This window comes from Flavobacterium humidisoli (assembly GCF_023272795.1).
Classification (GTDB): Bacteria; Bacteroidota; Bacteroidia; order Flavobacteriales; family Flavobacteriaceae; genus Flavobacterium; species Flavobacterium humidisoli.
On sequence record NZ_CP096829.1, the window covers coordinates 191,028 to 215,392 of the forward strand.

Consider the following 24,365-nt stretch of genomic DNA (forward strand, 5'->3'; position numbering starts at 1 on the left):
ATGAACAAAACAGTAAATATTAACTTAGGCGGGATGTTTTTTCACATCGATGAAGATGCATACTTAAAATTGACACGCTACTTTGACGCTATAAAACGATCACTTAACAACTCATCTGGACAAGATGAAATTATTAAAGATATCGAAATGCGTGTTTCTGAATTGTTGACAGAAAAACAGAAAAGCGAAAAACATGTTGTTGGACTGAAAGATGTTGACGAAGTGATTGCTGTAATGGGTCAACCAGAAGATTATAGAATTGAAGACGAAGAAAACGCAAATCAATCTTTCAATAACTACAATGCAAGAAAACACAAAAAATTATATCGTGACAAAGAAAATGGTATGATTGGCGGTGTGGCGACAGGTTTAGGACATTATTTCGGAATTGACGCAGTTTGGATTAAAATCATATTCTTAATCTTCGTTTTTGCAGGTTTTGGAACAGGAATCTTGGCTTATTTTGTTCTTTGGATTGTAACTCCTGAAGCTGTTACAACTTCTGAAAAATTGGAAATGACAGGAGAACCGGTAACCATTTCTAACATCGAAAAAAAAGTTAGAGAAGAAATTGATTCGCTTTCTGAGAAATTCAAAAATGCGGACTATGATAAAATGGGAAACCAGGTAAAGTCGGGAGCTGGGAGAATAAGTAGTTCATTTGGAGACTTTGTTATGACGGTTTTTAAAATCTTTGCTAAATTTTTAGGAGTAATTCTAATTATCTCAGGGATTTCTACCTTAATCATGTTATTGATCGGCGTATTTACTTTAGGAACTAATATTTTTATTGATTTCCCTTGGCAGAATTTTGTTGAAGCTGGAAACTTTACAGAATATCCTCTTTGGTCATTCGGATTGTTAATGTTCTTTTCTGTTGGAATTCCGTTTTTCTTCTTAACTCTTTTAGGATTTAAACTGTTATCTCCAAATTTAAAATCAATCGGAAACATCACAAAATATACCCTTTTAGCTCTTTGGATTATTTCTATCGCAATTCTTACTAGTATCGGAATCAAACAGGCAACTGAAATTTCATACGATAATAAAGTGGTGGAGAAAAAAGTTCTGGCAATCAAACCTACTGATACTTTATACATTAAGTTCAAGTACAATGATTATTACACAAAAAGCTTGAACCACTATAGAGAATTTGAGTTTGTACAAGATTCTGCAAACAAAGAACTGATTTATTCTAATGATGTACGTATACACGTATTGCGCACAGACGAATCAACTCCGTTTATGCAGATTGAAAAAAGTGCAAGAGGAAACTCTTTTACAAATGCAAAAAAAAGAGCAGAAAAGATCGATTATAAGTTTCAAGTTAACGGAAATCATTTAATTTTGGATAACTATTTTCTGACAGATGTAAAAAATAAATTTAAAGGCCAAGAAGTTGATATTTATCTTTATTTACCAGAAGGGCAATTAGTTAAACCAGATTCTTCTATAAGAGATTACTATAACTCAGATGACAATTTCTTTGAATTAAATTACAACGGAGATTACAATTACAAAGTTATCGGATCTAAAGTAAAATGTTTAAACTGTCCTGCTGATGAAGATAATGACAATGATGAAACTGACTACGAGAATATAAACGAAGAAGTTAATGATGCCATTAATGATGCTCAAATTGATGCCACTGATACTGTAAGAGAAGTTTCGGTTAAAATTAACGGAAAAGAAGTTATCAACGGAAAAAAAACTAAAGGAAGACTAACCACTGATAAAAACGGAGTAATAATCAAAATTAACTAAACCATGATAAAAATAATCATTCATATTACGAAATTTATAATTATAACTATTACTGCTTTATTGTTTGCTTCATGTAATTTTAACATGAATGCAATTGAAGGAAGCGGCAATGTTACAACAGAAAAAAGAACCGTTCAAGGAGAGTTTAAAAATATCTCTGTAAGCAATGCTATCGATTTGGTTATTGTACAGTCTGCCACTACAGAAATTACCGTTGAAGCCGATGACAATCTTCAAAAAGAAATCGTTACGAAAGTAGAAAACGGAACACTTATTATAGAATGCAAATACAGCTCTTTCCGCAACATTACATCAAAAACGGTAACGGTAAAAATGCCTGCTATTCATAAAATAGAAGCTTCAAGCGCTTCAACTGTCGAAGCCAATGGACTTATTCAAGGTGAAGACATTACTTTAGAAACTTCAAGTGCTGCTTCGATGGATGTTAAAATCGAATCGGACAGAATCGCAATAGATGCTGGAAGCGGAAGCTCTGTAGTTATTGAAGGGAAAGCATTAAGCCTTACTACTTCTGTTTCAAGTGGAGGAAGCATTGATGCCGAAAAATTAATGGCCAATGACATTCAAGCAGATGCTTCTAGCGGAGGAACAGTTTCTGTAAAACCAATCTTAAGCTTAAAAGCAGATGCTTCTAGCGGAGGAAATATTAACTACAGCGGTACTCCAAAAACAATTGAAAAATCTGCAACATCTGGAGGAAGTGTAAATAAAAGCTAAAAAAAGCAACTGTTAAATATAAACGAAATCATTCATCAAAAGTGGATGATTTTTTTATATTTGTCAAAATCAAATCTAGAATTAATGAAAAAAAGTACAGCCCTGCTCCTATTAGTATTTGTTACGACTTTGACTTTCGCTCAAAAAAGAGAAAAAATTAAAGGTTCTAAAATTGTGACAACCTCAGTAAAAGAAGTCGGAAGTTTTGATGCCCTTGAAGTCGATGATAATATTGAAGTTTATTTGGAACAAGGAGAAAAAAACGAAATTAAAATTGAAGCCGATGACAATCTCCACGATATCATTGGAATGGATTTAAGAGAAAAAACACTTAGATTATATACCAATAAAGAATCTTCTATATTCAAGAAATTATCTGTTAAGGTTACTTATACTAAATCATTAAATAAAGTTATCGCTAAAAATGAAGCTATAGTTTATGCTATTCAGGAATTGCAATTAGATGATATTACAATGAACTGCGTTGATTTTTCTAAATTGTATCTGAATGTAAATGCAAAGAAATTTACTTTAATTGCCGATGATAAATCTAGAACAGAATTAAACTTAAAAGCTGAAGACGGAAATTTACAATTGAGTAAAAATGCGGGAGTTAAAACATTGGTTTCTGCTGTAAAATTCAAATGCGATTTGTATCAAAAAGCCACTGCTGCAATTGAAGGCATTGCCGAAAAAGCAACAATTAGATTAGACAATAATTCTGTTTTTACAGGAACCAAATTTACTTTGAAAGATGCAAATGTCACAGCTGAAGGTTCTGCCGTTGCTACTATTTTAGCAGATACCACTATTGCAATAGCAGCTGGAGACAAATCTGAAATTTCGTTATATGGCGATCCAAAAATAGACCTTACACGCTTTAGCGAAGAAGCAAAACTAATTAAAAAGCCAGGCGCAACAAAAGCAAAAACAACGACATTGTAAACTTTAAAGTTTAAAAATAAACATAATGAAAAAGAAAAATCCCAGTCTAAAATTTTTAGACTGGGATTTTTTTATTACAAAAGGTTTCAAAGTTTTAACAACTTGAAAACTTAAACTTGAAACTTACTCCTTTGAAGCCAAATATCTTTCAGCATCCAAAGCTGCCATACACCCTGTACCCGCAGCCGTAATTGCCTGACGGTATACGTGATCTGCAGCATCACCAGCTACGAAAATACCCTCTACATTTGTTTTAGATGTACCTGGAGTATTTACAATATAACCAGTTTCGTCAAGGGTGATATAATCTTTAAAAATATCTGTATTCGGTTTGTGACCAATTGCCACGAAGAAACCAGTTGCAGGAATTTCGATTGTTTCGCCAGTTGTTTTGTTTAAAGCTTTAATAGCATGCACAACATTGTTGTCTCCTAAAACTTCAACCGTATCGTGATTCATTAAAATCTCGATATTTTCAGTTTTACGAACACGCTCTTCCATAATTTTAGAAGCTCTAAATTTTTCGCTTCTAACCAACATTGTTACTTTTTTACAAAGCTTAGATAAATAATGTGCTTCTTCACAAGCAGAATCTCCTGCTCCAACAATAACAACATCTTGGTTTCTGTAGAAGAATCCGTCACAAACTGCACAAGCAGAAACTCCACCACCCATATTTAAATAGTGCTGTTCTGATGGTAATCCTAAATATTTAGCCGAAGCACCTGTAGAAATAATTACCGTTTCACAGTGCAATTCGATTGTATCATTAATCCAAACTTTATGAATATCTCCAGAAAAATCAACTTTTGTAGCCCAGCCATCACGAATATCAGCACCAAAACGTTTTGCTTGTTCTTGCAACTGAATCATCATTTCAGGTCCCGTAACTCCATCAACATAACCAGGAAAGTTCTCCACCTCATTAGTTGTAGTCAACTGACCACCAGGCTGCATTCCTTGATATAGTACTGGATTCATATTAGCTCTAGCCGCATAAATAGCTGCAGTATAACCTGCCGGACCAGAACCTATAATAAGGCATTTAATTTTTTCGATTGTATTTGACATAGTAATAGTTTTTTTGAGTTGCAAATGTAAACTTTATTATAAAAAATAACGCCGAAAATAAATCTGAAATAGCTATGTCCAAATAAGTTTTATTTATTTTCATTTTTTCCTTTTACAAATCAAATTTATTTATATCTTTGCATCCGCTTTCGGGCACTACAACAAAATTACATCTTCGGGGTGTAGCGTAGCCCGGTTATCGCGCCTGCTTTGGGAGCAGGAGGCCGCAGGTTCGAATCCTGCCACCCCGACAAAAGCCGAACAGAAATGTTCGGCTTTTTTGTTTTTGCATAATTTCAAATTATAAAGTTGAACAGAATTACCACATTTTAGGACATAGCCTGCGGTTTCAATCGTGGGAACGCAACATGATAATTAAATGCTTCTCCGCGGTTGAAACCGCGGGCTATATTTAAAAAACAAACCTCTGAAAATCGATTGATTTTCAGAGGTTTTAATTTCAAAATATTTTTTTTCGTTTATTTCTCCATACTAATGTAAGCAGGGTAAGATTCGCGATTAGGCAAAGTAAATTCCTCATCATAAGGCTGTGTACCTTTATCATTATTATATGATGCCACTCGTTTTACACCAGTTGCTGTACTTCCTCCTGTACCATTTATAACATTTTGAATATTTCCTGAACCTGCAAAACGCGTGATACACATTTTTTCCAATTTTACATTCGGACTGTTCGGTGCTTCAAAGCCATTTTTCTTATTTACATTACCGTCTGTTCCCGTAAAAACAGCATAAGAACCCATTCCTATAGTATGATGCTCTTTTACCTTATTAGCCACTTTGAATGCTGCATAACCATCAACTCTACCTCCCTGACTGCTCCAGCTTGCTTGATTTGGCGCATCATATGGCGGTTCGTTTTGAAAGAAAAAAGTTCTACCGCGTTCTCCTAGCCATAAAACCTCATATTCCTGATAATGTTCAACAAACAATGCATATAGCGTAACATCATTCCCCTTAACAATAAGTCCGTTTTTACATCTGTCTCTTTGCCAGCGTGCATTGCCACCTTTCTGCGAACCGTGATCGGCACGCCACAACCAGAAATGATCCCCCACAACATTATTACTATTGATCTGCATAGAAGCTTGAATTTGAATATTATTTGACTGAACCCCGCCCACTCGGCAAGTAATGTCGCTAAGTAAGATTGGATCTGCACTATGATCTGCATTTGCTCCTTCATTACCAACTCTAACTTGATACGTCGTACTATTCAATGAATCCATTAAAAGCCCAGCAATAATAATTCCGTCTTTATCATCGGCATAAATACATCCCCAACTATTTTTTTCTGTTGGCTCTAGCGTTACAGAAGCAATACCAGCTCCCAGAAGTATGGCATCTTTTCTGTTTACCTGAATCGGAGCATTTAATGCATAATGACCTGGAGTGAAAAAAATATTCTTACCTGCTTTTAGCGCAGCATTAATTTCTTTATCGGTATCTCCTTCTTTAGCAACGTACCAGTTTGTAATCAAATCTTGAATTTCACCTTTTCCTATATCTGTAGCAGACCATGAAACTCCAACTCTATCCTTTTGCCATGCTGGTACAAAAACTTTATATTCTCCGTCATTATCAATAAAAAGAAAAGGTTTTTCTCGTATAATAGGCGTTGTCGAAATTGGAGAATTACTATCATCTGCTTTTGGAGGATTTACACATCCTTGCCAAACCATATTATATGAACCACCCATCGTTCCTGAACCAGAAGGAAAAACAGTATTTCTAGTATACCATTGTTGCTGTCCACCCCAGTTCGGTCTTGCAGATGTGTAATGAGTATCGGCAATAAAACCACCACTGCCCCAAAAGTTAGTATCTCCAATATCCGAAATATACTTTGAAGTACTTTCAATTAGTAATCTTCGTGCGCTAGTTGACTGAGAAACGGTCCATGAAAAATCACGCATTACTTCTACATTTTCAACAGAACGCCAAAATGTACAAGTCGCATTTGCACCGCCAGAAAGATGGGGTCTTGTAAATATTGCTCCCAATTTAACGTCTGAAGGCAATTTTCCTAAACCTCCAATATGAGAATAAAACCCTAATTCTATAGCATTAGATGTTGCAGACGATGCAGAACCCGATCCGCCAACATCGTAGGTTTGTTCATTCACATTTGGTTTAAAATAATAAGCCTGGCGTTTTGTTGTCCACTCTCCATTGGCACCTCCTAAACCAATACTGCTAAACTGTGCATTAATTTCATTTCGGGCTGTTTCAGCTTTTTCATGCTTTCTATCATAGAAATACATATTATCTCCAAAAATCTGATTTTCGACTGAAATTATAATAGTAACATCATTTCGAGTAACTTTATAATAATTCTCATATTTATCTTTATTAGGTTTATTATCGGTAAATGTCAATTTAGAAGTTGATCCTACTGAAACAAAATCAGATGCTAAACGGCTGCCCCCTCTAGTAATTATATAATTTCCAGAAGAACCAAAAGCTGACCATGATAATGTAATACTATGTTTCTTTTTGCTGTAAACGATTTTGCGTTCAATTTTTTTATTTCCTTCTATTTTTTCGTTATTCGAAAACGAAGAAGTAAAACTGCATAAAAGCAGCATAAATGCAAATGCTGTAAATAATGAAATTGCTTTTTTACTCATAAGAATGTTCATTTTGTGGTTTGATAGATTGTAATAATTGTAATTTTAAGAAAGCCCAAAATAGCAATAATCTCCAACCTTCGAGTCCGTTTTTGGACTCAATTTTCTTATCAAAAACACTACAAAATTTCGAAATTTATCTTTTTATAACATAAATATGACCTTTCCAGCCCATTTGTTTTTCTTTAATAGCTTTTTTTTGCCCGCTAATAGAAAAAGAAAACAAAATGAAAAAGATTCTATTATTTATTGCTTTAGTTTTTTCAACTGTCATAATCGCACAAGAAAAAAACATCATTTCTATAGATTCCTGTTCATTAGCTAGAGAAAGTGTGCTATACAAGAAAAATGCCCATGCTTCTTATTATCACGATAAATTTAATGGAAGAAAAACAGCGAGTGGAAAAAGATTCAATAATAATGAGCTTACTGCTGCGCATAAAAAATTCCCTTTTGGCACAATACTAAAAATAACAAACGAGGAAAACAATAAATTCACGATCGTAGAAATTACGGATCGAGGACCTTTTGTTAATGGAAGAGAAATTGATCTAAGCAAAAGAGCTTTTATGGATATTGCATCTAATAAAAAAAGTGGCTTAGTTTATGTCACTATCGAGATTTTAAAATAAAAAGTTTTTCACACAACAAAATTAGATTCTTGTCTTTTTGAGGTAAGAACATCACTAAATTGTCCCAAAAACTTATTAAAAATTTTATTCATAACTAAAATTATTTTGTATCAAACACCCATGAAACCCCGATTAGGCAGACTTTCACAAATGTTAACAAAATAGATTTTCAGAAACCATAAATAATTGTATTTTTACGGTTCAAAATTCAGAAAATAAATGGGCAAAATCATTGCTATTGCTAATCAAAAAGGAGGCGTTGGAAAGACTACTACATCAGTAAATCTTGCTGCCTCATTAGGTGTTTTAGAGAAAAAAGTATTATTAATCGACGCTGATCCACAGGCCAATGCTACATCTGGTCTTGGAATTGACGTAGAAACAGTTGAAACCGGAACTTACCAAATACTTGAACATACTGTAACACCAAAAGAAGCCGTTTTAAAATGTACAGCTCCAAACGTAGATGTGATACCTGCTCACATTGACCTTGTTGCTATCGAAATTGAATTGGTTGACAAAGAAAACCGTGAATACATGCTTAAAAAAGCATTGGAAGAAGCAAAAGAAGAATATGATTATATCATTATCGACTGTGCACCTTCTTTAGGTTTGTTAACCTTGAATGCTTTAACAGCAGCAGATTCTGTAGTTATTCCTATTCAATGTGAATATTTTGCACTTGAAGGATTAGGAAAATTATTGAACACTATTAAGAGTATTCAAAAAATCCACAACCCAGATCTTGACATTGAAGGTCTATTACTAACAATGTACGATTCAAGATTACGTTTATCAAATCAGGTTGTAGAAGAAGTTCAAAAACACTTTAACGATATGGTTTTTGATACTGTAATTCAGCGAAATGTAAAACTAAGTGAGGCTCCAAGTTTTGGAGAAAGTATCATTAATTATGATGCAACAAGCAAAGGTGCCGTAAACTATATTCATTTAGCACAAGAAATTATAAAGAAAAACAGTAAATAGTTTTTATGACAAAAGTAATTAAAAAACAAGCCTTAGGAAGAGGATTATCTGCATTATTAAAAGATCCGGAAAACGACATCAAATCAGTAGAAGACAAAAATGCTGACAAAGTTGTTGGAAATATCATTGAGCTTGAAATAAGTGCGATTGAAATAAATCCATTTCAGCCTAGAAGCAATTTTAATGAAGAATCATTACGTGAATTAGCCACTTCTATTAAAGAATTGGGTGTAATTCAACCTATTACTGTTCGTAAATTAGATTTTAATAAATACCAGTTAATCTCTGGAGAACGTCGTCTTCGTGCGTCTAAATTAGTAGGCTTAACTCATGTTCCTGCTTATATCCGTATTGCAAATGACAACGAATCATTGGTTATGGCTTTGGTTGAAAACATCCAACGTCATGATTTAGATCCAATTGAGATTGCTTTATCATACCAACGTTTAATCGACGAAATTCAATTAACTCAAGAACAAATGAGTGAAAGAGTGGGGAAAAAACGTTCGACAATTGCCAACTATTTGCGTCTTTTAAAATTAGATCCGATTATCCAAACCGGTATTCGTGACGGTTTTATCAGTATGGGACACGGTAGAGCAATTATCAACATTGAAGATTTAGACGTTCAAACCGATATCTATCAAAAAATTGTTAGCCAAAATTTATCAGTTCGCGAAACAGAAGCTTTAGTTAAAAATTACCACGAAGGTTTACAGCCAAAAGCGGATGGAAAGCCAAAAGCGGATGCTGCATTCGTAGTTAGAGAAACTCAAAAAAACTCTTTCAACGATTATTTTGGTTCAAAAGTTGATATAAAAGTCGCTGGTAACGGAAAAGGAAAAATTACAATTCCATTTAATTCTGAAGCTGACTTTAATAGAATTATGAAATTAATAAACGGATAGTGAATAAAATTGTCCCCATTGGCCTATTGTTCTTTCTAACAGGAACCGTTTCTCTTTTTGCCCAGGTAAAAAAAGACACGGTTTTGGTCGTAAAAGACACCACATCATTAGAAGAAATAGACCCGCTTACACCAGCAAAAGCAGCTTTTTACTCTGCAGTTTTACCTGGTTTAGGTCAAGCATACAACAAAAAATACTGGAAAATTCCATTGGTTTACGGAGCAATCGGAACAAGTTTGTATTTCTACATAGACAACAATAAAAAATACCATGATTATCGTGACGCCTACAAACGAAGATTAGAAGGCTATAACGATGATAATTACAAATATCTGGATGATAGCCGACTTATTGCTGGACAAAAATTCTATCAAAGAAATAGAGATTTATCTGCTTTATTCGTTGTCGGATTCTATGTTTTAAACATAATCGATGCCAATGTTGACGCCGCATTGATACAATTTAACGTAAACGAAAGACTTTCAATGCGTCCAGAAATTTATCCTGCCGATGTAACATTCAAACCAAACGTTGGTCTAACTTTTAATTATAAGTTTTAATAGATTAAATTCTATATAAAAAATCAAAAAACAAATCATAATGAAAATTGCGCTTTTAGGATACGGAAAAATGGGTAAAGTAATCGAAAGAATTGCTTTAGAACGAGGTCATGAAATAGTTTTAAGGAAAGATGAATTTAACACCTATGACGGCCTTTCAACAGCCGATGTTGCCATCGATTTCAGTGTTCCATCAGCTGCAGTGAGCAACATTTCTGCATCTTTTAACGCTAATGTTCCTGTGGTATCAGGAACTACTGGATGGCTAGAACATTATGACGAAATGATTGCACTTTGCAATGAGAAAAAAGGAGGATTTATTTCAAGTTCGAACTTCAGCTTGGGAGTAAATATTTTCTTCGGACTAAATGAATATTTAGCTAAAATCATGAAGCAATTCGATTCTTATAAAGTTTCGATGGAAGAAATTCACCATATCCACAAACTTGATGCTCCAAGCGGAACAGCTATTTCTTTAGCTCAAGGCGTTATCCAAAACAGCGATTATGCAAATTGGACTATGGATGAAGCACAAGCAAACGAAATTCATATTGAAGCAAAAAGAATTGGAGAAGTACCTGGAACACATACTGTAAATTACGATTCTGCTATTGACAGTATCGAAATTAAACATACTGCTCATAACCGCGAAGGTTTTGCCCTTGGTGCTGTTGTTGCAGCAGAATGGCTAGCAGGAAAACAGGGAATTTTCTCTATGAAAGACGTACTAAACTTACAATAATTGACCAAAATTCAGGATTATTAAAAACTTGAATTTGAAACTTAAAATACAATATTATGACACTTTACTCTTGGTTCGTATTTTTCTTAGCCGTTCAAATTATTCATTTTCTTGGAACATGGAAATTGTATCAGGCAGCAGGAAGAAAAAGCTGGGAAGCAGCAATTCCGGTATACAATTCTATCGTTTTAATGAAGATTATCGGACGTCCAACGTGGTGGACATTACTGCTTTTTATTCCAATTATCAACTTGATTATGTTTCCAGTTGTATGGGTAGAAACCTTAAGAACTTTTAATAAAAGATCTGCTTTAGACACTTTTTTAGGACTTTTTACATTAGGCTTCTACATCTATTACGTAAACTATACTCAGAAATTAGAGTATCGTAAAGACAGAAGTTTAACTCCAGAAAACAAAACAGCAGACACTGTCAGCTCATTATTATTTGCCATTATAGTAGCAACTTTAGTTCATACTTATGTTGTACAGCCTTACACAATTCCAACATCATCTTTAGAAAAATCTTTATTGATTGGTGATTTCTTATTTGTAAGCAAATTAAACTACGGCCCTAGAGTTCCAATGACGACTGTTGCATTACCAATGGTTCATGACTCTATTCCTTTAACTAAAAGCAAATCATATTTAAGCTGGCCACAATTACCTTATTTTAGATTACCAGCTATTCAGAAAATAAACCGATGCGACATTGTCGTCTTCAACTGGCCCGTCGATACAGTTCACTATTTCTTTGAACCAAAAGGAAGACCGGGTGTTATCAAGCCAATTGATAAAAAATCAAACTATGTAAAAAGATGTGTTGGTATTCCTGGAGACAGCTTATCAATAAAAGACGGCTATGTTTTTATTAACGGGAAAAAGCTAGTTTTACCTGAAAGAGCAAAACCTCAGTACTCATACGCTGTAGCATTAGACGGAAAAACATCTATTGACTTTGAAACCATTTTCAAAGAATTAGATATTACTGATCCAGCAGGTTTTAGAACTGAAAAAAGAGATACTCTTTATTTAGGTGCATTAACAGAAGCTGGAGCAGAAAGATTTAAACACACTCCAGGAGTTACTGCTGTAATTAGAAAAGTTGACACAGGAGACAACAACGACATTTTCCCTCACATCAACAAATGGAACCAAGACAACATGGGACCTATTTACATTCCTGAAGCCGGAAAAACAGTTGCTCTAACAAATGAGTCTCTTCCTTTCTATAAAGAGATTATCACCAATTACGAAGGAAATACATTAGAATTGCAAGGTTCAAAATTCATAATCAACGGAAAACCTGCAACAACATACACCTTCAAACAAAACTATTACTGGATGATGGGAGACAACCGTCACAACTCTGAAGATAGCCGTTACTGGGGTTATGTTCCCGAAAATCATATTGTAGGAAAACCAGTTTTCATTTGGATGAGCTGGGATACTAACGGAAAAGGCATCAATAAAGTTCGCTGGAACCGAGTATTTACAACTGTAGATGGTGAAGGTCAACCGCAATCTTACTTCAAATACTTCTTAATTCTTCTAGCTATCTATTTTGTAGGAGATTTTATTTGGAAAAAAAGAAGAGAAAATAAAGCATAATTAAAAAAAAGTTATTTTTGTGTCAGGTTTCAAGTTTCACGTTTTTTACGTCAACTTGAAACCTGAAACTTTTAAACTTGAAACAAAACGAAATGAATTCCTTAATACTTCCGACCTATTTTCCCTCTATTAGTCATTTTGCAGTTATTGCGCAATCTGAAACAATTACATTCGAAATGGAGGATAATTTTCAGAAACAGACCAATAGAAATAGAACTTACATCTATAGTCCAAATGGAATTCAATTATTAAATATCCCTGTTAAGCATTCTAAAGCGACACATCAGAAAACAAAAGACGTTTTGATCGAAAACGAATTTGATTGGCAGAAACAGCATTTTAAATCGCTTGAAGCAGCATATAGAAGCTCTCCGTTCTTCGAGTACTTTGAAGATGACATCGCTCCTATTTTTGAAAAAAAACACCAATTTTTAATGGATTTAAACTTCGAAGTTTTAGATATTGTAACTAAATGTCTTCGTATGAAATTAGAATTTGGGAAAACAACAGAATATTTTCACGAAGTAAATGATTTTACCGATTTCAGATATTTGGCAAATGGTAAAAAAGATGAAAATTCTTTTGAAAAATACACTCAGGTTTTTGATGACAAACATGGCTTCATCAACAATTTAAGTGTTTTAGATTTACTTTTTAACGAAGGTAAATTTGCAATGGATTATCTAAAAACACAAAAAATCATATAAATTATTTTTTAAGTTATCCATTACGAATTCTCGTATCACCATAACTTTCGGCTTTTGACTTTCGGCTTTCAACTTTTGACTTCCTATTAACAAATCATTCGACCAAAAGCCTTGTCATTATTGGATAATGATCTGAGTTTTCGAAATCAGAGAAACTTTCAAATTGCTTTACTTTCATTTTACTGTCTGTAAAAATATAGTCAATTCTTGCAGGATAATATTTGAATTTATAAGTAGCACCAAAACCTTCTCCCGCTTCTTCAAAAGCATCTTTTAGCTTGCCTTTAATACTTCTATAAACATAAGAAAACGGACTGTTATTCATGTCGCCACAAATAATAATCGGATAAGTGCATTTCTTAATATGCTCTTTAAAAATTTCAGCCTGTTCTTGCTGCTGTGTGAATCCTTTACTGATTCTAGCATAAATACGCTGTGATTTTTTCTGATTTACATTATCAATATCATCAGAAATCTCGCTTACATCTGGAGATATCTTAATAGATTGCAAGTGCATATTATAGACACGAATAATATCTTTTCCGCGCTTAATATCTGCATAAACAACATTATTATCTGATTTAGGAAAAACAATCTTTCCTTCGTCTATAATAGGAAATTTAGAAAAAATAGCCTGCCCCGTTTTAATTTTTTTACCATCAATAAAAATATAACGGTGTGGATATACTTTTAGATCTAAATGAGCAGAATTTGAGTATTCTTGAATACATAGAATATCTGGATCTTTTTCGTCGATAAAAGATTTAATATTGGACGGGATATCATCGCGGTCCAGCCATTTAAAGACATTAAACAGACGCACATTATAACTCATTACAGAGAAATCTTTTTCGTCTTTCACATACTCTTTTCCAGAAAACTTATAAAACTTACTAATGAATGTAATTCCTGTTAGCAAAACCAAACCAGACAAAATAAGGCGTTTTTTAAACTGAATTCCCCAATAGATAAAGAACAATATATTGGCCACAAAAAAGGCTGGCATAAACAAAGTAAGCACCGATAAAAGCGGAAAACTTTTAGGTGCTAAAAAAGGTAAAACATAGACGCTAAATGTAAGCACAGTCAGCACTATGTTCAAAAAGAACATTATTTTATTAAACCAAGAAAGGTTTTTCATATTTATTTCCTACAAGTTTATTTTCCAGCTTTAAATAAAAACTCTTTTTCTTCTTTTGTCAAGCAGTCGTATCCCGACTGGCTTATTTTGTCTAAAATTTCATCAATCTGTTGCTGCGTTTTATCTTTCGTAACAATTCTTGATGTGGTTTTTTCTGTAGGTTTTCTGTAATTTTTATGAACTTTTGTAAATGGGGTCGTAGGAGATTTTTTAAAAAGATTCGCAAAGAAATCTAAAGTTTTAGAAACGATAGTACTTAAATCGATACCGTTTTGCAGCAATTTAATATAAATAAATCCGAAGAAGGCACCGGCTAGATGCGAAATATGCCCGCCCATGTTTCCAAGACGAAACTGCATCAAATCTAAAATTATAATAACAGCAGTAATATGCCAGAGCTTTACGTTTCCAAATAGAAACAAGCGAACATTCATTAGCGGAGAATAAGTTGTTGTAGCAACCAAAATTGCCATGATGGCAGCAGATGCACCAACAATTGAGCCACCAATATTAGACAAATAAAAACTCAGCGCAAAAGCCACTCCTGCAAAAAGAGCACTTAAAAGATATAATCCTAAATATTGCTTTTGAGTAAAATACGTGAGAAACAAAGAGCTTGCAAAATTAAGCACCATCATATTAAACAACAAATGCAAAAATCCATCATGAAAGAAAGCGTATGTTAAAAGAGTCCAAGGTTTAAACATAAAAACCTGAGGATCTGAAGACAAAGCTACCCAGCTCGGAAAATCAAACAGGCCATTTGAATAGTTGTAGAAGAAAATAAGTGATACAATAAAACATGCTATATTCCAATACATAACACGCATGGCTATGCCTCCTAATCTATATTGTAATTTTAAATCGTCTAAAATATTCATAGAAACTCTTTTGTTTTAGAATTCGTACTTTAAAGTTAAAAATTAATTCCAACGGTTGTTATTAAACTGATTTTTTTTCCAGTACCACATCATTAAAAAACCAGTAATTGCACCTCCAACGTGGGCAAAATGCGCTATACCTGTACCGCCACCGCCAAACAGAGAAGTACCTTTAACACCTAAAAATAAATCCATTAATAAAAGCCCAGGAACAAAGTATTTAGCTTTGATTGGAACTGGGATAAACAAAAGTGCCAATTCTGCATTAGGAAACATAAAGGCAAAAGCAGTCAGCAAACCGTAAATAGCACCAGAAGCCCCAACAACAGTTCCAATGTAAGCACTTGTAAATCCATCAAATTGGGCTGGATTTACTAAACTTTGCCATCTCGTATCTATTTTTCCCTGACTTAAAATATTTAAGATATCAGCTTTATGAAATCCGTTTGCTGTCAATATATTAATTGTATCCTCAAAAAAGTAATAATTTACCGCTGTATGAAGCAATGCTGAACCCAAACCACAAGAGATGTAAAAAAACAAAAACTTTTTACCTCCCCAAAAATGCTCTAAAGCAGATCCAAACGAAACCAATGCAAACATATTAAACGCAATATGCATAATTCCGCCATGCATAAACATATGAGTAATAGGCTGCCATACGCGAAAACTTGGATTTTCCGGGAAGAACATCGCAAAATACTCGTAAGATATTGGCACTAACTGAGAACCAATAAAAAATATAATATTAATAATAAGCAGTTGTTTAACTACTGGAGTCATATTCATCATAAAGCAAACTTTTTATCTATATCTTCGACACGCATGGTGATGAAGGTAGGTTTTTGAAAAGGTGAAATATTCGGATCTTTACAGGCAAACAATCCGTTTACTAAATTATCTTGTTCTTTTTCGGTTAAATAAGACCCTGTTTTAACCGCTAAACTTTTAGCCATTGACTTGGCAATTGTATCGTTCTGACTGTAGCTGTTCGCTGGAATTCCGTCTTGCAAATCGCTTAATAATTGTTCGATTACCTGCGAAACTTCACTTTCTGTAATATTTACAGGAATTCCAGAAATTACAACATGATCGGTTTTGCTTTCATCAAAAACAAACCCAGTAGTTTCTAAAGAAGGTTTTAATTCTTCGATTAATTCCATTTCAGATGCCGAATAAAACAGATCTAAAGGAAAAAGCAACTGCTGGCTCGAAGCTTGATTAACGGTCATATTCAGCAAAAATTGTTCGTACAAAATTCTCTGATGCGCACGCTGTTGATCCACAATAATCATTCCTGATTTTATTGGCGAAACGATATATTTTTTATGAATTTGATACGTTTTCTGAGTAGATTGTTCTACATCTTCATCATTAAACAAAGAAGAAGTCACTTCTTCATTTTCGAATGTGAATGGCGAACTTTCTATACTTTCTGGATTTTCGACATCTAAACCAACATATAAACTTTCCCAGCTTGTGGTTGGCTCTACCCTTTTGGAATACCCAGAATACGATGTTCCAGAAGATGATGATCCCGACGAAGATGAAAAAGAAGACCCCGAACTATATCCTGATGATCCCGAAGCTGCTTTACTATAATGCTGATTGGTTTTATCGTCAGTAAACGGATTAAAAGTTCCATCCACCTGAATTGTAGGCACTTCTGCTTCAATATTTTTATAATGATAAGGCGTATCTAAATTAGCATCACGGTCAAAATCTAAAACTGGAGCAACATTAAACTGCCCTAAACTGTGCTTGATAGACGCTCTTAAAATAGCATACAAGGCCTGCTCATCATCAAACTTAATTTCCGTTTTAGTTGGATGTATATTGATATCAATTGTATTTGGCGGAACCTGCAGATATAAGAAATAACTGGGCTGAGAACCATCTTTAAGCAATCCGTCGTATGCAGACATTACAGCATGATGCAAGAAACTGCTTTTTATAAATCTATCGTTTACAAAAAAGAACTGTTCTCCTCTATTTTTCTTAGCAAATTCAGGTTTACATACAAAACCTTGAACGTTTATAATTTCGGTATCCTCGTTTACAGGAACCAATTTTTCATTCGTTTTTCCAGACATAATACCAACAATTCGCTGGCGATATCCTGCTGCAGGAAGATTGTACATCTCACTTCCGTTATGATAAAAACTAAAATGAATATTAGGATGTGCCAATGCTACACGCTGGAACTCATCCATCACGTGACGAAATTCAACCGTATCGGACTTTAAGAAATTACGGCGAGCTGGAATATTAAAAAACAAGTTTTTAACCGCAAATGAAGTTCCTTTTGGCAAAACAGCCACTTCTTGCGAAACAAATTTACTTCCCTCAATTACAATATGCGTTCCAAGTTCATCCTGATCCTGTTTCGTTTTCATTTCCATGTGCGCAATCGCCGCAATAGAGGCCAAAGCCTCTCCACGGAAACCTTTTGTTCCAAGTGAAAATAAATCTTCTGCTTGGCGGATTTTGGAAGTAGCATGACGGGCAAAACACAAACGGGCATCTGTAACGGTCATTCCAACACCATTATCAATTACCTGAACTAGCGATTTACCAGCATCTTTTATAATTAATTTGATATCAGTTGCTTTGGCGTCAACAGCATTTTCTAACAATTCTTTTACGACTGAAGCTGGTCTTTGAACCACTTCTCCAGCAGCAATTTGGTTAGCAACGTGATCAGGAAGCAATTGAATAATACTCGACATTAAGCAAAAATAATTTTAAAGTTTAGATTAGGTTTTTTATAAACCAAGAAGTACAAATTTAGTGAATTTTGATTGGCTTTTAGAATAAGAATAATCATAAAAAAAACAAAAACTACAACAGTCTATAAAACAGAATGATTGCGCGTTAGACACAAAAAAACTAGTTCATTTTATTTATTTCATCCAAGGTATAAACCTTGTATTCCATTCCCATTTCTTTTGCGTTTTCCTCAACTGTAGTTGCAAAACCGGCTTTCTTTCTTCGATCGTTAACTCTAGTAGGATTTTCAATTGGCGAGACGTAATTAAAAAACTCTTTTTTTCCTGTTTCTTTATTCGTTATTTGTTTCATCTGACCTTGCGTTCCATAAATCTGTTCTTTTCCTTGTTGCGTTAAAAAACGATCTTGCATTTTAGCAAAGTAGGTAAAAGGTATCTCTTTCTTTTTCGCTTCTTTCTCAATCATTGACAAATATTCTCCAATTTTAGAACTGTGTTGAATAACATACCACGCAGCAATATTGGTTGGTTCGCCAACTAAGCTTTTTCCTGGATAACCATATAGTTTTATAATTTCTTCAACCTTAATCAAATTAAGAGAATCTCGTTTTTTCATCTCTAACCAAATGCCCTTTCTAAAATTCGGATCATTTTCACGACCAAGGTCTTTTACGATTTCTTTTTTTCGATCCTCAGAAGTATCAAAATTGATATATTCCCTAAGAATTTGATCTGATTTCATAATTGAATCAAGTTCTCTTTTCAAATTTTCATTGATTTTATTCTGAGCATAACTTAGACTGAAGCATAAAATAAAAACGTAAAGTAGATATTTTTTCATAGAAATTAAATTAAAAACCAACTCAAATGTAATATAATTCCGAATTCGATGGAACCTAACACAATCACAAAAAAAGCATAAAAAAACCTACACTTTTAACAGTATAGGTTTTTTTATTTTTTTTAAAACAAATATATTTTATTCGTTCTCTATTTTTCTTGGCGTATCTTCGATTTGAATTGCACCTGAAGACAATAAAGGCTGGTTATAAGCATGAGCTATCGAAGCTTGCTGGCGAATATAAGCCATTTTGATTGCCGCAATTGCCGCTTCAGTTCCTTTGTTTCCATGAACTCCTCCACTTCTGTCAATAGATTGTTGCATATTATTATCTGTTAAAACACAGAAAATAACTGGAACATCAGTTTGAACATTCAAATCTTTAATTCCTTGAGTAACGCCTTCGCAAACAAAATCAAAATGTTTAGTTTCTCCTTGAATTACACATCCAATTACGATAACAGCATCTACATTTTGTGTTTGAAGCATTTTTTTTGCTCCGTAAATTAACTCAAAACTTCCTGGAACATTCCAACGGATAATTTGCTGAGCAGGAACATCGCAATCAACCAAAGCATCAAAAGCACCATTATAAAGTCCTTCTGTTATAGCATCATTCCATTCAGAAACAACAATCCCAAACCGAAAGTCTTTCGCGTTTGGGATTGTGTTTTTATCGTATTCTGATAGATTTTTATTTTCAGTAGCCATCTGTAATATTTTAGATTTTTGATTTTAAAATTTAAACTTGTAACTACAAATCTACAATCTTAAATCTAAAGTCTAAAATTTTTATTGCGCTAATCCAATCAAAGCATCAACAGACGCTGCTTCTGGAGCATTGTCGTAATTATCTTTAATATCATTAAAATATTTTAAAGCGTCTTCTTTTTGACCTAAAGCTAAAGCAGTTTTTCCAGCTTTTAACAAGAAACGAGGTGTTGTAAAATCGTTTTTGTTAGACTCAGCAGCTTTTACATAAAAATCTAAAGCTTCTTTTTGCTGATTTTTTTGAGAATAAGCATCTCCTGTAGCACCTTTAGCTAAAGCGCTTAAAACTACATCTTCTGACTTGAATTCACCTAAATATTTAATTGCTTCATCAAATTTACCCGTATTTAAGTAAGCGATACCAGCATAGTAGTTTGCTAAATTTCCAGCGTCAGTTCCAGAATATTCGTCAGCGATTTTAATAAATCCAAATTTACCTTCTGAACCGTTTAATGATAATTTAAATAATGAATCGCTAGAAACACCGTTTACAGCTTTTTCAAAGTTTTGTTGAGCAACAAACATTTCACTTGCAGCCTCTTCTTGTTTAGGAGTTGCTATAAATTTTTGGTAAGCCAAATAGCCAATTGTAGCAACCGCGATACCAGCAACTAAACCAATAATGATTTTTTGATTTTTAGCCACCCAATCCTCAGTTCTAGAAGCTGTTTCGTCTAATTTTGAGAAAACTCCAGCTGTTGTACTGTCTTTTTCGTCAATAACTACTTGTTGCTCTTCAGTAACCACTTCTTTTACTTCCTTTTCTTTTGGTGTCTTATATCCTCTTTTATTGTAAGTTGCCATTTAAATTTTATTTAGTGAACGGCAAAAATAAAATTTTTATTGAAACTGAGGTAAAAAATTTCAATTTTATCACTATTTTAAAAGAAATATTTTCATGATTCACTTATCCTTTCGCAAAAGCGGTAAAATAAATAAGCCTAAGAAAGGGCCAAAGCCAATTATATCGATAATTTTCGGTAATTTGCAGCCTCAAATTTTCACTGCTCAGAAGCGGTAAACTTTACACTTGGAGTCCTTACAAATGCATTTAAACAAAATCTCATTATTTAATTACAAGAACTTTTCTGAAGCAAGTTTTGATTTTGACATCAAAATAAACTGTTTTGTTGGAAAAAATGGCATTGGGAAAACTAATGTACTCGATGCTATTTATCATTTGGCTTACGGAAAAAGTTATTTTAATCCGCTTGCTGTTCAAAATATCAAACATGGCGAAGAGTTTTTTGTAATTGATGCCGAACTCGAAAAAAATCAGAGAACGGAGCAGATTGTTTGCAGTTTAAAAAAAGGACAGAAAAAAGTTCTAAAGCGAAATGGAAAACCTTATGACAAATTCTCCGATCATATTGGCTTTATTCCGTTAGTTATTATTTCACCAGCAGATAGAGATTTGATCGTTGAAGGAAGTGAAACACGCCGTAAATTTATGGACAGTGTCATTTCGCAATTAGACGCTACTTACCTACACGAATTAATACAATATCAAAAAGTAATCACCCAGCGAAATGCACTTTTAAAATATTTTGCTTTAAATCATGTCTTTGATAACGATACCTTATCTATATATAATGAACAGTTACAAGGTTACGGAAAATCGATTTTTGAAAAACGAAAAAAATTTCTAGAGCAGTTTATACCTATATTTAATACACACCATCAAGCAATAACGGGATCTGAGGAAATTGTGCAATTGGTTTACGAAAGTCATTTATTCGAAAAAGACCTTTTAACGCTTTTGCAGGAAAACATCAATAAAGATCGAGCGTTGCATTATACCACTGTTGGAATTCATAAAGATGATTTGTCTTTTGAAATTGATTTGCATCCGATAAAAAAATTCGGATCTCAAGGACAGCAGAAATCTTTTCTAATTGCTTTAAAATTGGCACAATTCGAGTTTTTAAAAAAACAAAGCGGTGTAAAACCTATTCTTTTGTTTGATGATATTTTTGATAAACTGGACGAAACGCGTGTTGCCAAAATTGTAGAAATGGTAAATAGCGAAACGTTTGGACAGCTTTTTATTTCTGACACTCATCCAGAAAGAACCGAAGCGATTGTTAAATCGACGCATCAGACTTACAAGATATTCAATTTGTAATTCGTGAAATTTGGTACAATTTGTATCAGTTTTAGAATCAATCCCAAAATAGAAATCAGTAAATTAGCCCGAACAAAAAAACTCATAATGCAACTGCAATAAAATATAATAGGATTATGTTAACGAAAGAATCATTGCAATTTTTAGACGATTTAAAAAAGAACAATAACAGAGAATGGTTTCAGGACAGCAAAAAGCGTTATGAAATTTTCAAGAAAGATTACCATCAATTGGTAAGTGATTTTCTTGACATCATGAAACCGCTTGATCCTTCTTTAGAATTATTAGAAGTTAAAAACTGTACTTTTAGGATTAATCGAGATATTCGTTTTTCTAAAGACAAATCTCCTTATAAAGCACATTTGGGCGTTTGGATGTCGGCCGGTGCAAAAGGCGCAAATCGTGCTGGATATTATGTTCATATCGAAAAAGGTGCGAGTTTTATTGCTGGCGGATTTTATTCGCCTGAAGCTGAAGATTTAAAGAAAGTTCGCAAAGAAATTGCTTTTTTCTACGAAGATTTACAGGAAATTTTAAACGACAAAAATTTCAAGAAAGAATTTGGAAGTTTAGACATCAACGAAAACAATTTGCTTAAAAGCATGCCTCGCGGTTACGAAAAAGATCATCCTGCAATAGAATTCTTGAAATTGAAAAGTTTTACTGCGACTCAAGTTTATGATATTTCTGAAGTAACTCAGAAAGATTTTGTTTCTAAAATGAGCAAAAAACTAATTGCTTTAAAACCTTTAAACGAATTTATCAATCGTGCTTTAGATACTGAAGAATTTTAGTTTTATTTGCCACAGATTTCACAGATTCTCACAGATTAATTTTTCGCAACAGCAAAAATCTTTTTAATCTTTCTAATCTGTGGCAAAAAACAATAAGCGAATGAAGAGGAGAATACTTTTTCTTGGAGAATCTTACCGTGCCGATGCTATAACCTGGATGAAGGGCCTCAAACAATTTGGCGATTTTGAAATTATAACTTGGGAACTTCAAACATCAAATAGTTATAGATTCAAACGTATTTTAGAGTATTTCTTTGCTCCTCTTTCTATTCGAAAAATCATTAAAAAAGAAAAGCCAGATATGGTAATTGCTGAAAGAACGACCAGTTACGGTTTTCTTGCGTCATTATCTGGTTCTAAAACCATCGCCATCGCCCAGCAAGGACGAACCGATTTATGGCCAGAGGAATCTAAATTGTATCCTTTTAAGAAATTCATCCAAAAATATGCTTTCAAAAAAGCGCATTTAATTCATGCTTGGGGACCTGTTATGGCAATTCACATGAAAGCATCTGGAGTTGACATGGATAAAGTTCTAGTTCTCCCAAAAGGAATTGATTTATCAATCTTTACTTCTTCCATAAATAATTCAAACAAAATCGAAGCGATTGTAACACGATCTTTAATGCCTGAGTACCGACACGATTCTATTTTAAAAGCATTCGGAATTTTGAATCAAAAAGGGATTGATTTTTCTTTAACTATTGTTGGCGATGGAACAAGATTGCAATATTTGAAAGATTTAGCGAAAGAACTGCAAATCGAAAATAAAGTGATTTTTACAGGAAGAATTGCAAATACAGAACTTCCAAAATTATTACAGCAATCTAATATTTATATCAGCATGCCAATTACCGAAGGCGTTTCGGCATCTTTATTTGAAGCAATGGCTTGTAATTGCTTTCCTGTAGTTTCAGATATTCCAGGAAATCAAAGCTGGATAACACATCGAGAAAATGGTCAATTAATCACAATTGATGACATCGAAATGTTAGCCAATGAATTAATCTGGTCTTTTGAAAATTCGGAATTGCGAAATGAGGCAATTATTCGAAACAGAAAATTTGTGGAAGAAAACGCTAATTATAATATTAATATGAAGATTATTTCGGAGAAATATCATGAGTTGTTGAACTCACACACCATTAAATAGTTTTAGTTTTTATTGTTTCGGATCGAACCTGAGAAACTTTTTTATTATCATCCAAAACTCCATTACTTGGAATTAATCGAATGGAATCCCCTTCTTTATAAATATAAAAAATACCTAAATCCTTAACAATACCTTCCTTCTTTATTTGTTTCATCCCACAATTCAATCCCAAAATATGAGCATCCTTCACGATCAAATGTATATGGTCATTATCAACTTGGGTATATGTTCCAGAAGTAAAAACAAAGCAATCATTAAGACATTGCACTGGTGCATCACAAAAAAATATGCCATCTAATTTGAATGTTAGACGACGACCATAATTGGCTTCCTTTACTTTTGTTAAAGAATATTCTGCAACATCTGTATATCCAATTATATCATTTGTCTTCCATTCTCCTACTATATCCGTTTGAGCAAAAGAAGACATTGACAAAAATACATTTAGAATCAGAAAAATGGCTACGCCGTTTTTAATAAGTGATTTTGACATAATTACACTATTATAATTAATTCAAACTTACAAAAAAATAGACTTTAATTCAGAACTAAGTCAAAATCAGAACGTAACATTTTCTATCCCCTATCGACATATTACTTATTAAATTCTCTAAT

General features: G+C 33.5%; 23 protein-coding genes, 1 tRNA gene and 1 pseudogene. 15 read left to right on the top strand and 10 right to left on the bottom strand.

The window, feature by feature from the left end:
• The 3 genes from M0M44_RS00960 (at position 1) to M0M44_RS00970 (ending at position 3,447) form a co-directional block, all read left to right on the top strand.
• Positions 1–1,764 (top strand): PspC domain-containing protein, encoded by a 1,764-nt coding sequence (locus tag M0M44_RS00960; protein WP_248728123.1) that lies wholly within the window; start codon positions 1–3, stop codon positions 1,762–1,764.
• Between the two features lie 3 nt (positions 1,765–1,767).
• Positions 1,768–2,502 (top strand): head GIN domain-containing protein, encoded by a 735-nt coding sequence (locus M0M44_RS00965; RefSeq protein ID WP_248728124.1) that lies wholly within the window; start codon positions 1,768–1,770, stop codon positions 2,500–2,502.
• Between the two features lie 84 nt (positions 2,503–2,586).
• On the top strand, positions 2,587–3,447 hold the full coding sequence (locus M0M44_RS00970) for a GIN domain-containing protein (RefSeq protein WP_248728125.1): 861 nt from the start codon (positions 2,587–2,589) through the stop codon (positions 3,445–3,447).
• Between the two features lie 123 nt (positions 3,448–3,570).
• Here M0M44_RS00970 and trxB read toward each other — a convergent pair whose 3' ends face one another.
• Positions 3,571–4,518 carry a thioredoxin-disulfide reductase gene (gene trxB, locus M0M44_RS00975; RefSeq protein ID WP_248728126.1) on the bottom strand — a complete coding sequence of 316 codons (948 nt, stop codon included), beginning with the start codon at positions 4,516–4,518 and terminating at the stop codon, positions 3,571–3,573.
• 176 nt (positions 4,519–4,694) lie between these two features.
• Here trxB and M0M44_RS00980 point away from each other — a divergent pair.
• Positions 4,695–4,769: transfer RNA gene (locus M0M44_RS00980), tRNA-Pro, on the top strand.
• A gap of 228 nt (positions 4,770–4,997) precedes the next feature.
• On the opposite strand, the gene M0M44_RS00985 is transcribed toward M0M44_RS00980, so the two are convergent.
• A complete protein-coding gene (locus M0M44_RS00985) occupies positions 4,998–7,169 on the bottom strand; it encodes a hypothetical protein (protein WP_248728127.1) in 2,172 nt (723 codons plus the stop codon).
• Between the two features lie 227 nt (positions 7,170–7,396).
• On the opposite strand from M0M44_RS00985, the gene M0M44_RS00990 reads away from it, so the two are divergent.
• The 8 genes and pseudogenes from M0M44_RS00990 to M0M44_RS01020 all read left to right on the top strand — a co-directional run bounded on the left by M0M44_RS00990 (position 7,397) and on the right by M0M44_RS01020 (position 13,315).
• Complete coding sequence (locus M0M44_RS00990; RefSeq protein ID WP_248728128.1) at positions 7,397–7,801, top strand: septal ring lytic transglycosylase RlpA family protein; 405 nt, start codon at positions 7,397–7,399, stop codon at positions 7,799–7,801.
• Between the two features lie 219 nt (positions 7,802–8,020).
• Positions 8,021–8,788 (top strand): ParA family protein, encoded by a 768-nt coding sequence (locus M0M44_RS00995; RefSeq protein WP_008464569.1) that lies wholly within the window; start codon positions 8,021–8,023, stop codon positions 8,786–8,788.
• A gap of 5 nt (positions 8,789–8,793) precedes the next feature.
• Positions 8,794–9,696: a ParB/RepB/Spo0J family partition protein gene (locus tag M0M44_RS01000; RefSeq protein ID WP_095929441.1), complete on the top strand. Its 903-nt coding sequence runs from the start codon at positions 8,794–8,796 to the stop codon at positions 9,694–9,696.
• The gene (locus tag M0M44_RS01005) at positions 9,696–10,256 is read left to right on the top strand and encodes a DUF5683 domain-containing protein (RefSeq protein ID WP_248728129.1); all 561 of its coding nucleotides are present in this window, start codon (positions 9,696–9,698) and stop codon (positions 10,254–10,256) included. The genes M0M44_RS01000 and M0M44_RS01005 overlap by 1 nt, the downstream gene beginning before the upstream one ends.
• Positions 10,257–10,296: 40 nt before the next feature.
• Positions 10,297–10,974: pseudogene (gene dapB, locus M0M44_RS01010) on the top strand (4-hydroxy-tetrahydrodipicolinate reductase); the annotation flags it as partial.
• The gene (locus M0M44_RS23860) at positions 10,941–11,030 is read left to right on the top strand and encodes a hypothetical protein (protein WP_420842752.1); all 90 of its coding nucleotides are present in this window, start codon (positions 10,941–10,943) and stop codon (positions 11,028–11,030) included. The pseudogene dapB and the gene M0M44_RS23860, both read left to right, overlap by 34 nt.
• A 24-nt stretch (positions 11,031–11,054) precedes the next feature.
• Complete coding sequence (gene lepB / locus M0M44_RS01015; protein ID WP_248728131.1) at positions 11,055–12,608, top strand: signal peptidase I; 1,554 nt, start codon at positions 11,055–11,057, stop codon at positions 12,606–12,608.
• 92 nt (positions 12,609–12,700) lie between these two features.
• Positions 12,701–13,315, top strand: coding sequence for a WbqC family protein (locus tag M0M44_RS01020; RefSeq protein WP_248728132.1), 615 nt, complete (start codon positions 12,701–12,703; stop codon positions 13,313–13,315).
• 94 nt (positions 13,316–13,409) lie between these two features.
• Here M0M44_RS01020 and M0M44_RS01025 read toward each other — a convergent pair whose 3' ends face one another.
• From M0M44_RS01025 to M0M44_RS01055, 7 genes are all read right to left on the bottom strand, one after another.
• The gene (locus M0M44_RS01025; RefSeq protein WP_248728133.1) at positions 13,410–14,456 is read right to left on the bottom strand and encodes an endonuclease/exonuclease/phosphatase family protein; all 1,047 of its coding nucleotides are present in this window, start codon (positions 14,454–14,456) and stop codon (positions 13,410–13,412) included.
• Positions 14,457–14,473: 17 nt separating this feature from the next.
• Complete coding sequence (locus tag M0M44_RS01030) at positions 14,474–15,337, bottom strand: rhomboid family intramembrane serine protease (protein WP_248728134.1); 864 nt, start codon at positions 15,335–15,337, stop codon at positions 14,474–14,476.
• A 42-nt stretch (positions 15,338–15,379) separates the two neighbouring features.
• On the bottom strand, positions 15,380–16,129 hold the full coding sequence (locus M0M44_RS01035) for a rhomboid family intramembrane serine protease (protein WP_248728135.1): 750 nt from the start codon (positions 16,127–16,129) through the stop codon (positions 15,380–15,382).
• Entirely contained in the window at positions 16,126–18,066 is a 1,941-nt protein-coding gene (mutL, locus tag M0M44_RS01040; RefSeq protein ID WP_248728136.1) for a DNA mismatch repair endonuclease MutL, read from the bottom strand. Before mutL ends, M0M44_RS01035 begins: the two co-directional genes overlap by 4 nt.
• A gap of 160 nt (positions 18,067–18,226) precedes the next feature.
• Positions 18,227–18,907: a DUF6624 domain-containing protein gene (locus M0M44_RS01045; RefSeq protein ID WP_248728137.1), complete on the bottom strand. Its 681-nt coding sequence runs from the start codon at positions 18,905–18,907 to the stop codon at positions 18,227–18,229.
• A 138-nt stretch (positions 18,908–19,045) separates the two neighbouring features.
• Positions 19,046–19,618, bottom strand: coding sequence for a 6,7-dimethyl-8-ribityllumazine synthase (ribH, locus tag M0M44_RS01050; protein ID WP_248728138.1), 573 nt, complete (start codon positions 19,616–19,618; stop codon positions 19,046–19,048).
• A gap of 81 nt (positions 19,619–19,699) precedes the next feature.
• Positions 19,700–20,482 (bottom strand): tetratricopeptide repeat protein, encoded by a 783-nt coding sequence (locus M0M44_RS01055; RefSeq protein ID WP_248728139.1) that lies wholly within the window; start codon positions 20,480–20,482, stop codon positions 19,700–19,702.
• 241 nt (positions 20,483–20,723) lie between these two features.
• Between M0M44_RS01055 and recF the strand changes: the two genes are divergently transcribed.
• The 3 genes from recF (at position 20,724) to M0M44_RS01070 (ending at position 23,750) form a co-directional block, all read left to right on the top strand.
• Complete coding sequence (recF, locus tag M0M44_RS01060) at positions 20,724–21,803, top strand: DNA replication/repair protein RecF (protein WP_248728140.1); 1,080 nt, start codon at positions 20,724–20,726, stop codon at positions 21,801–21,803.
• Positions 21,804–21,919: 116 nt separating this feature from the next.
• Positions 21,920–22,597, top strand: coding sequence for a DUF2461 domain-containing protein (locus M0M44_RS01065; protein WP_248728141.1), 678 nt, complete (start codon positions 21,920–21,922; stop codon positions 22,595–22,597).
• A gap of 100 nt (positions 22,598–22,697) precedes the next feature.
• A complete protein-coding gene (locus M0M44_RS01070; protein ID WP_248728142.1) occupies positions 22,698–23,750 on the top strand; it encodes a glycosyltransferase in 1,053 nt (350 codons plus the stop codon).
• On the opposite strand, the gene M0M44_RS01075 is transcribed toward M0M44_RS01070, so the two are convergent.
• Positions 23,743–24,243: a hypothetical protein gene (locus tag M0M44_RS01075; protein WP_248728143.1), complete on the bottom strand. Its 501-nt coding sequence runs from the start codon at positions 24,241–24,243 to the stop codon at positions 23,743–23,745. The genes M0M44_RS01070 and M0M44_RS01075 overlap by 8 nt on opposite strands.
• Positions 24,244–24,365 lie beyond the last annotated feature (122 nt).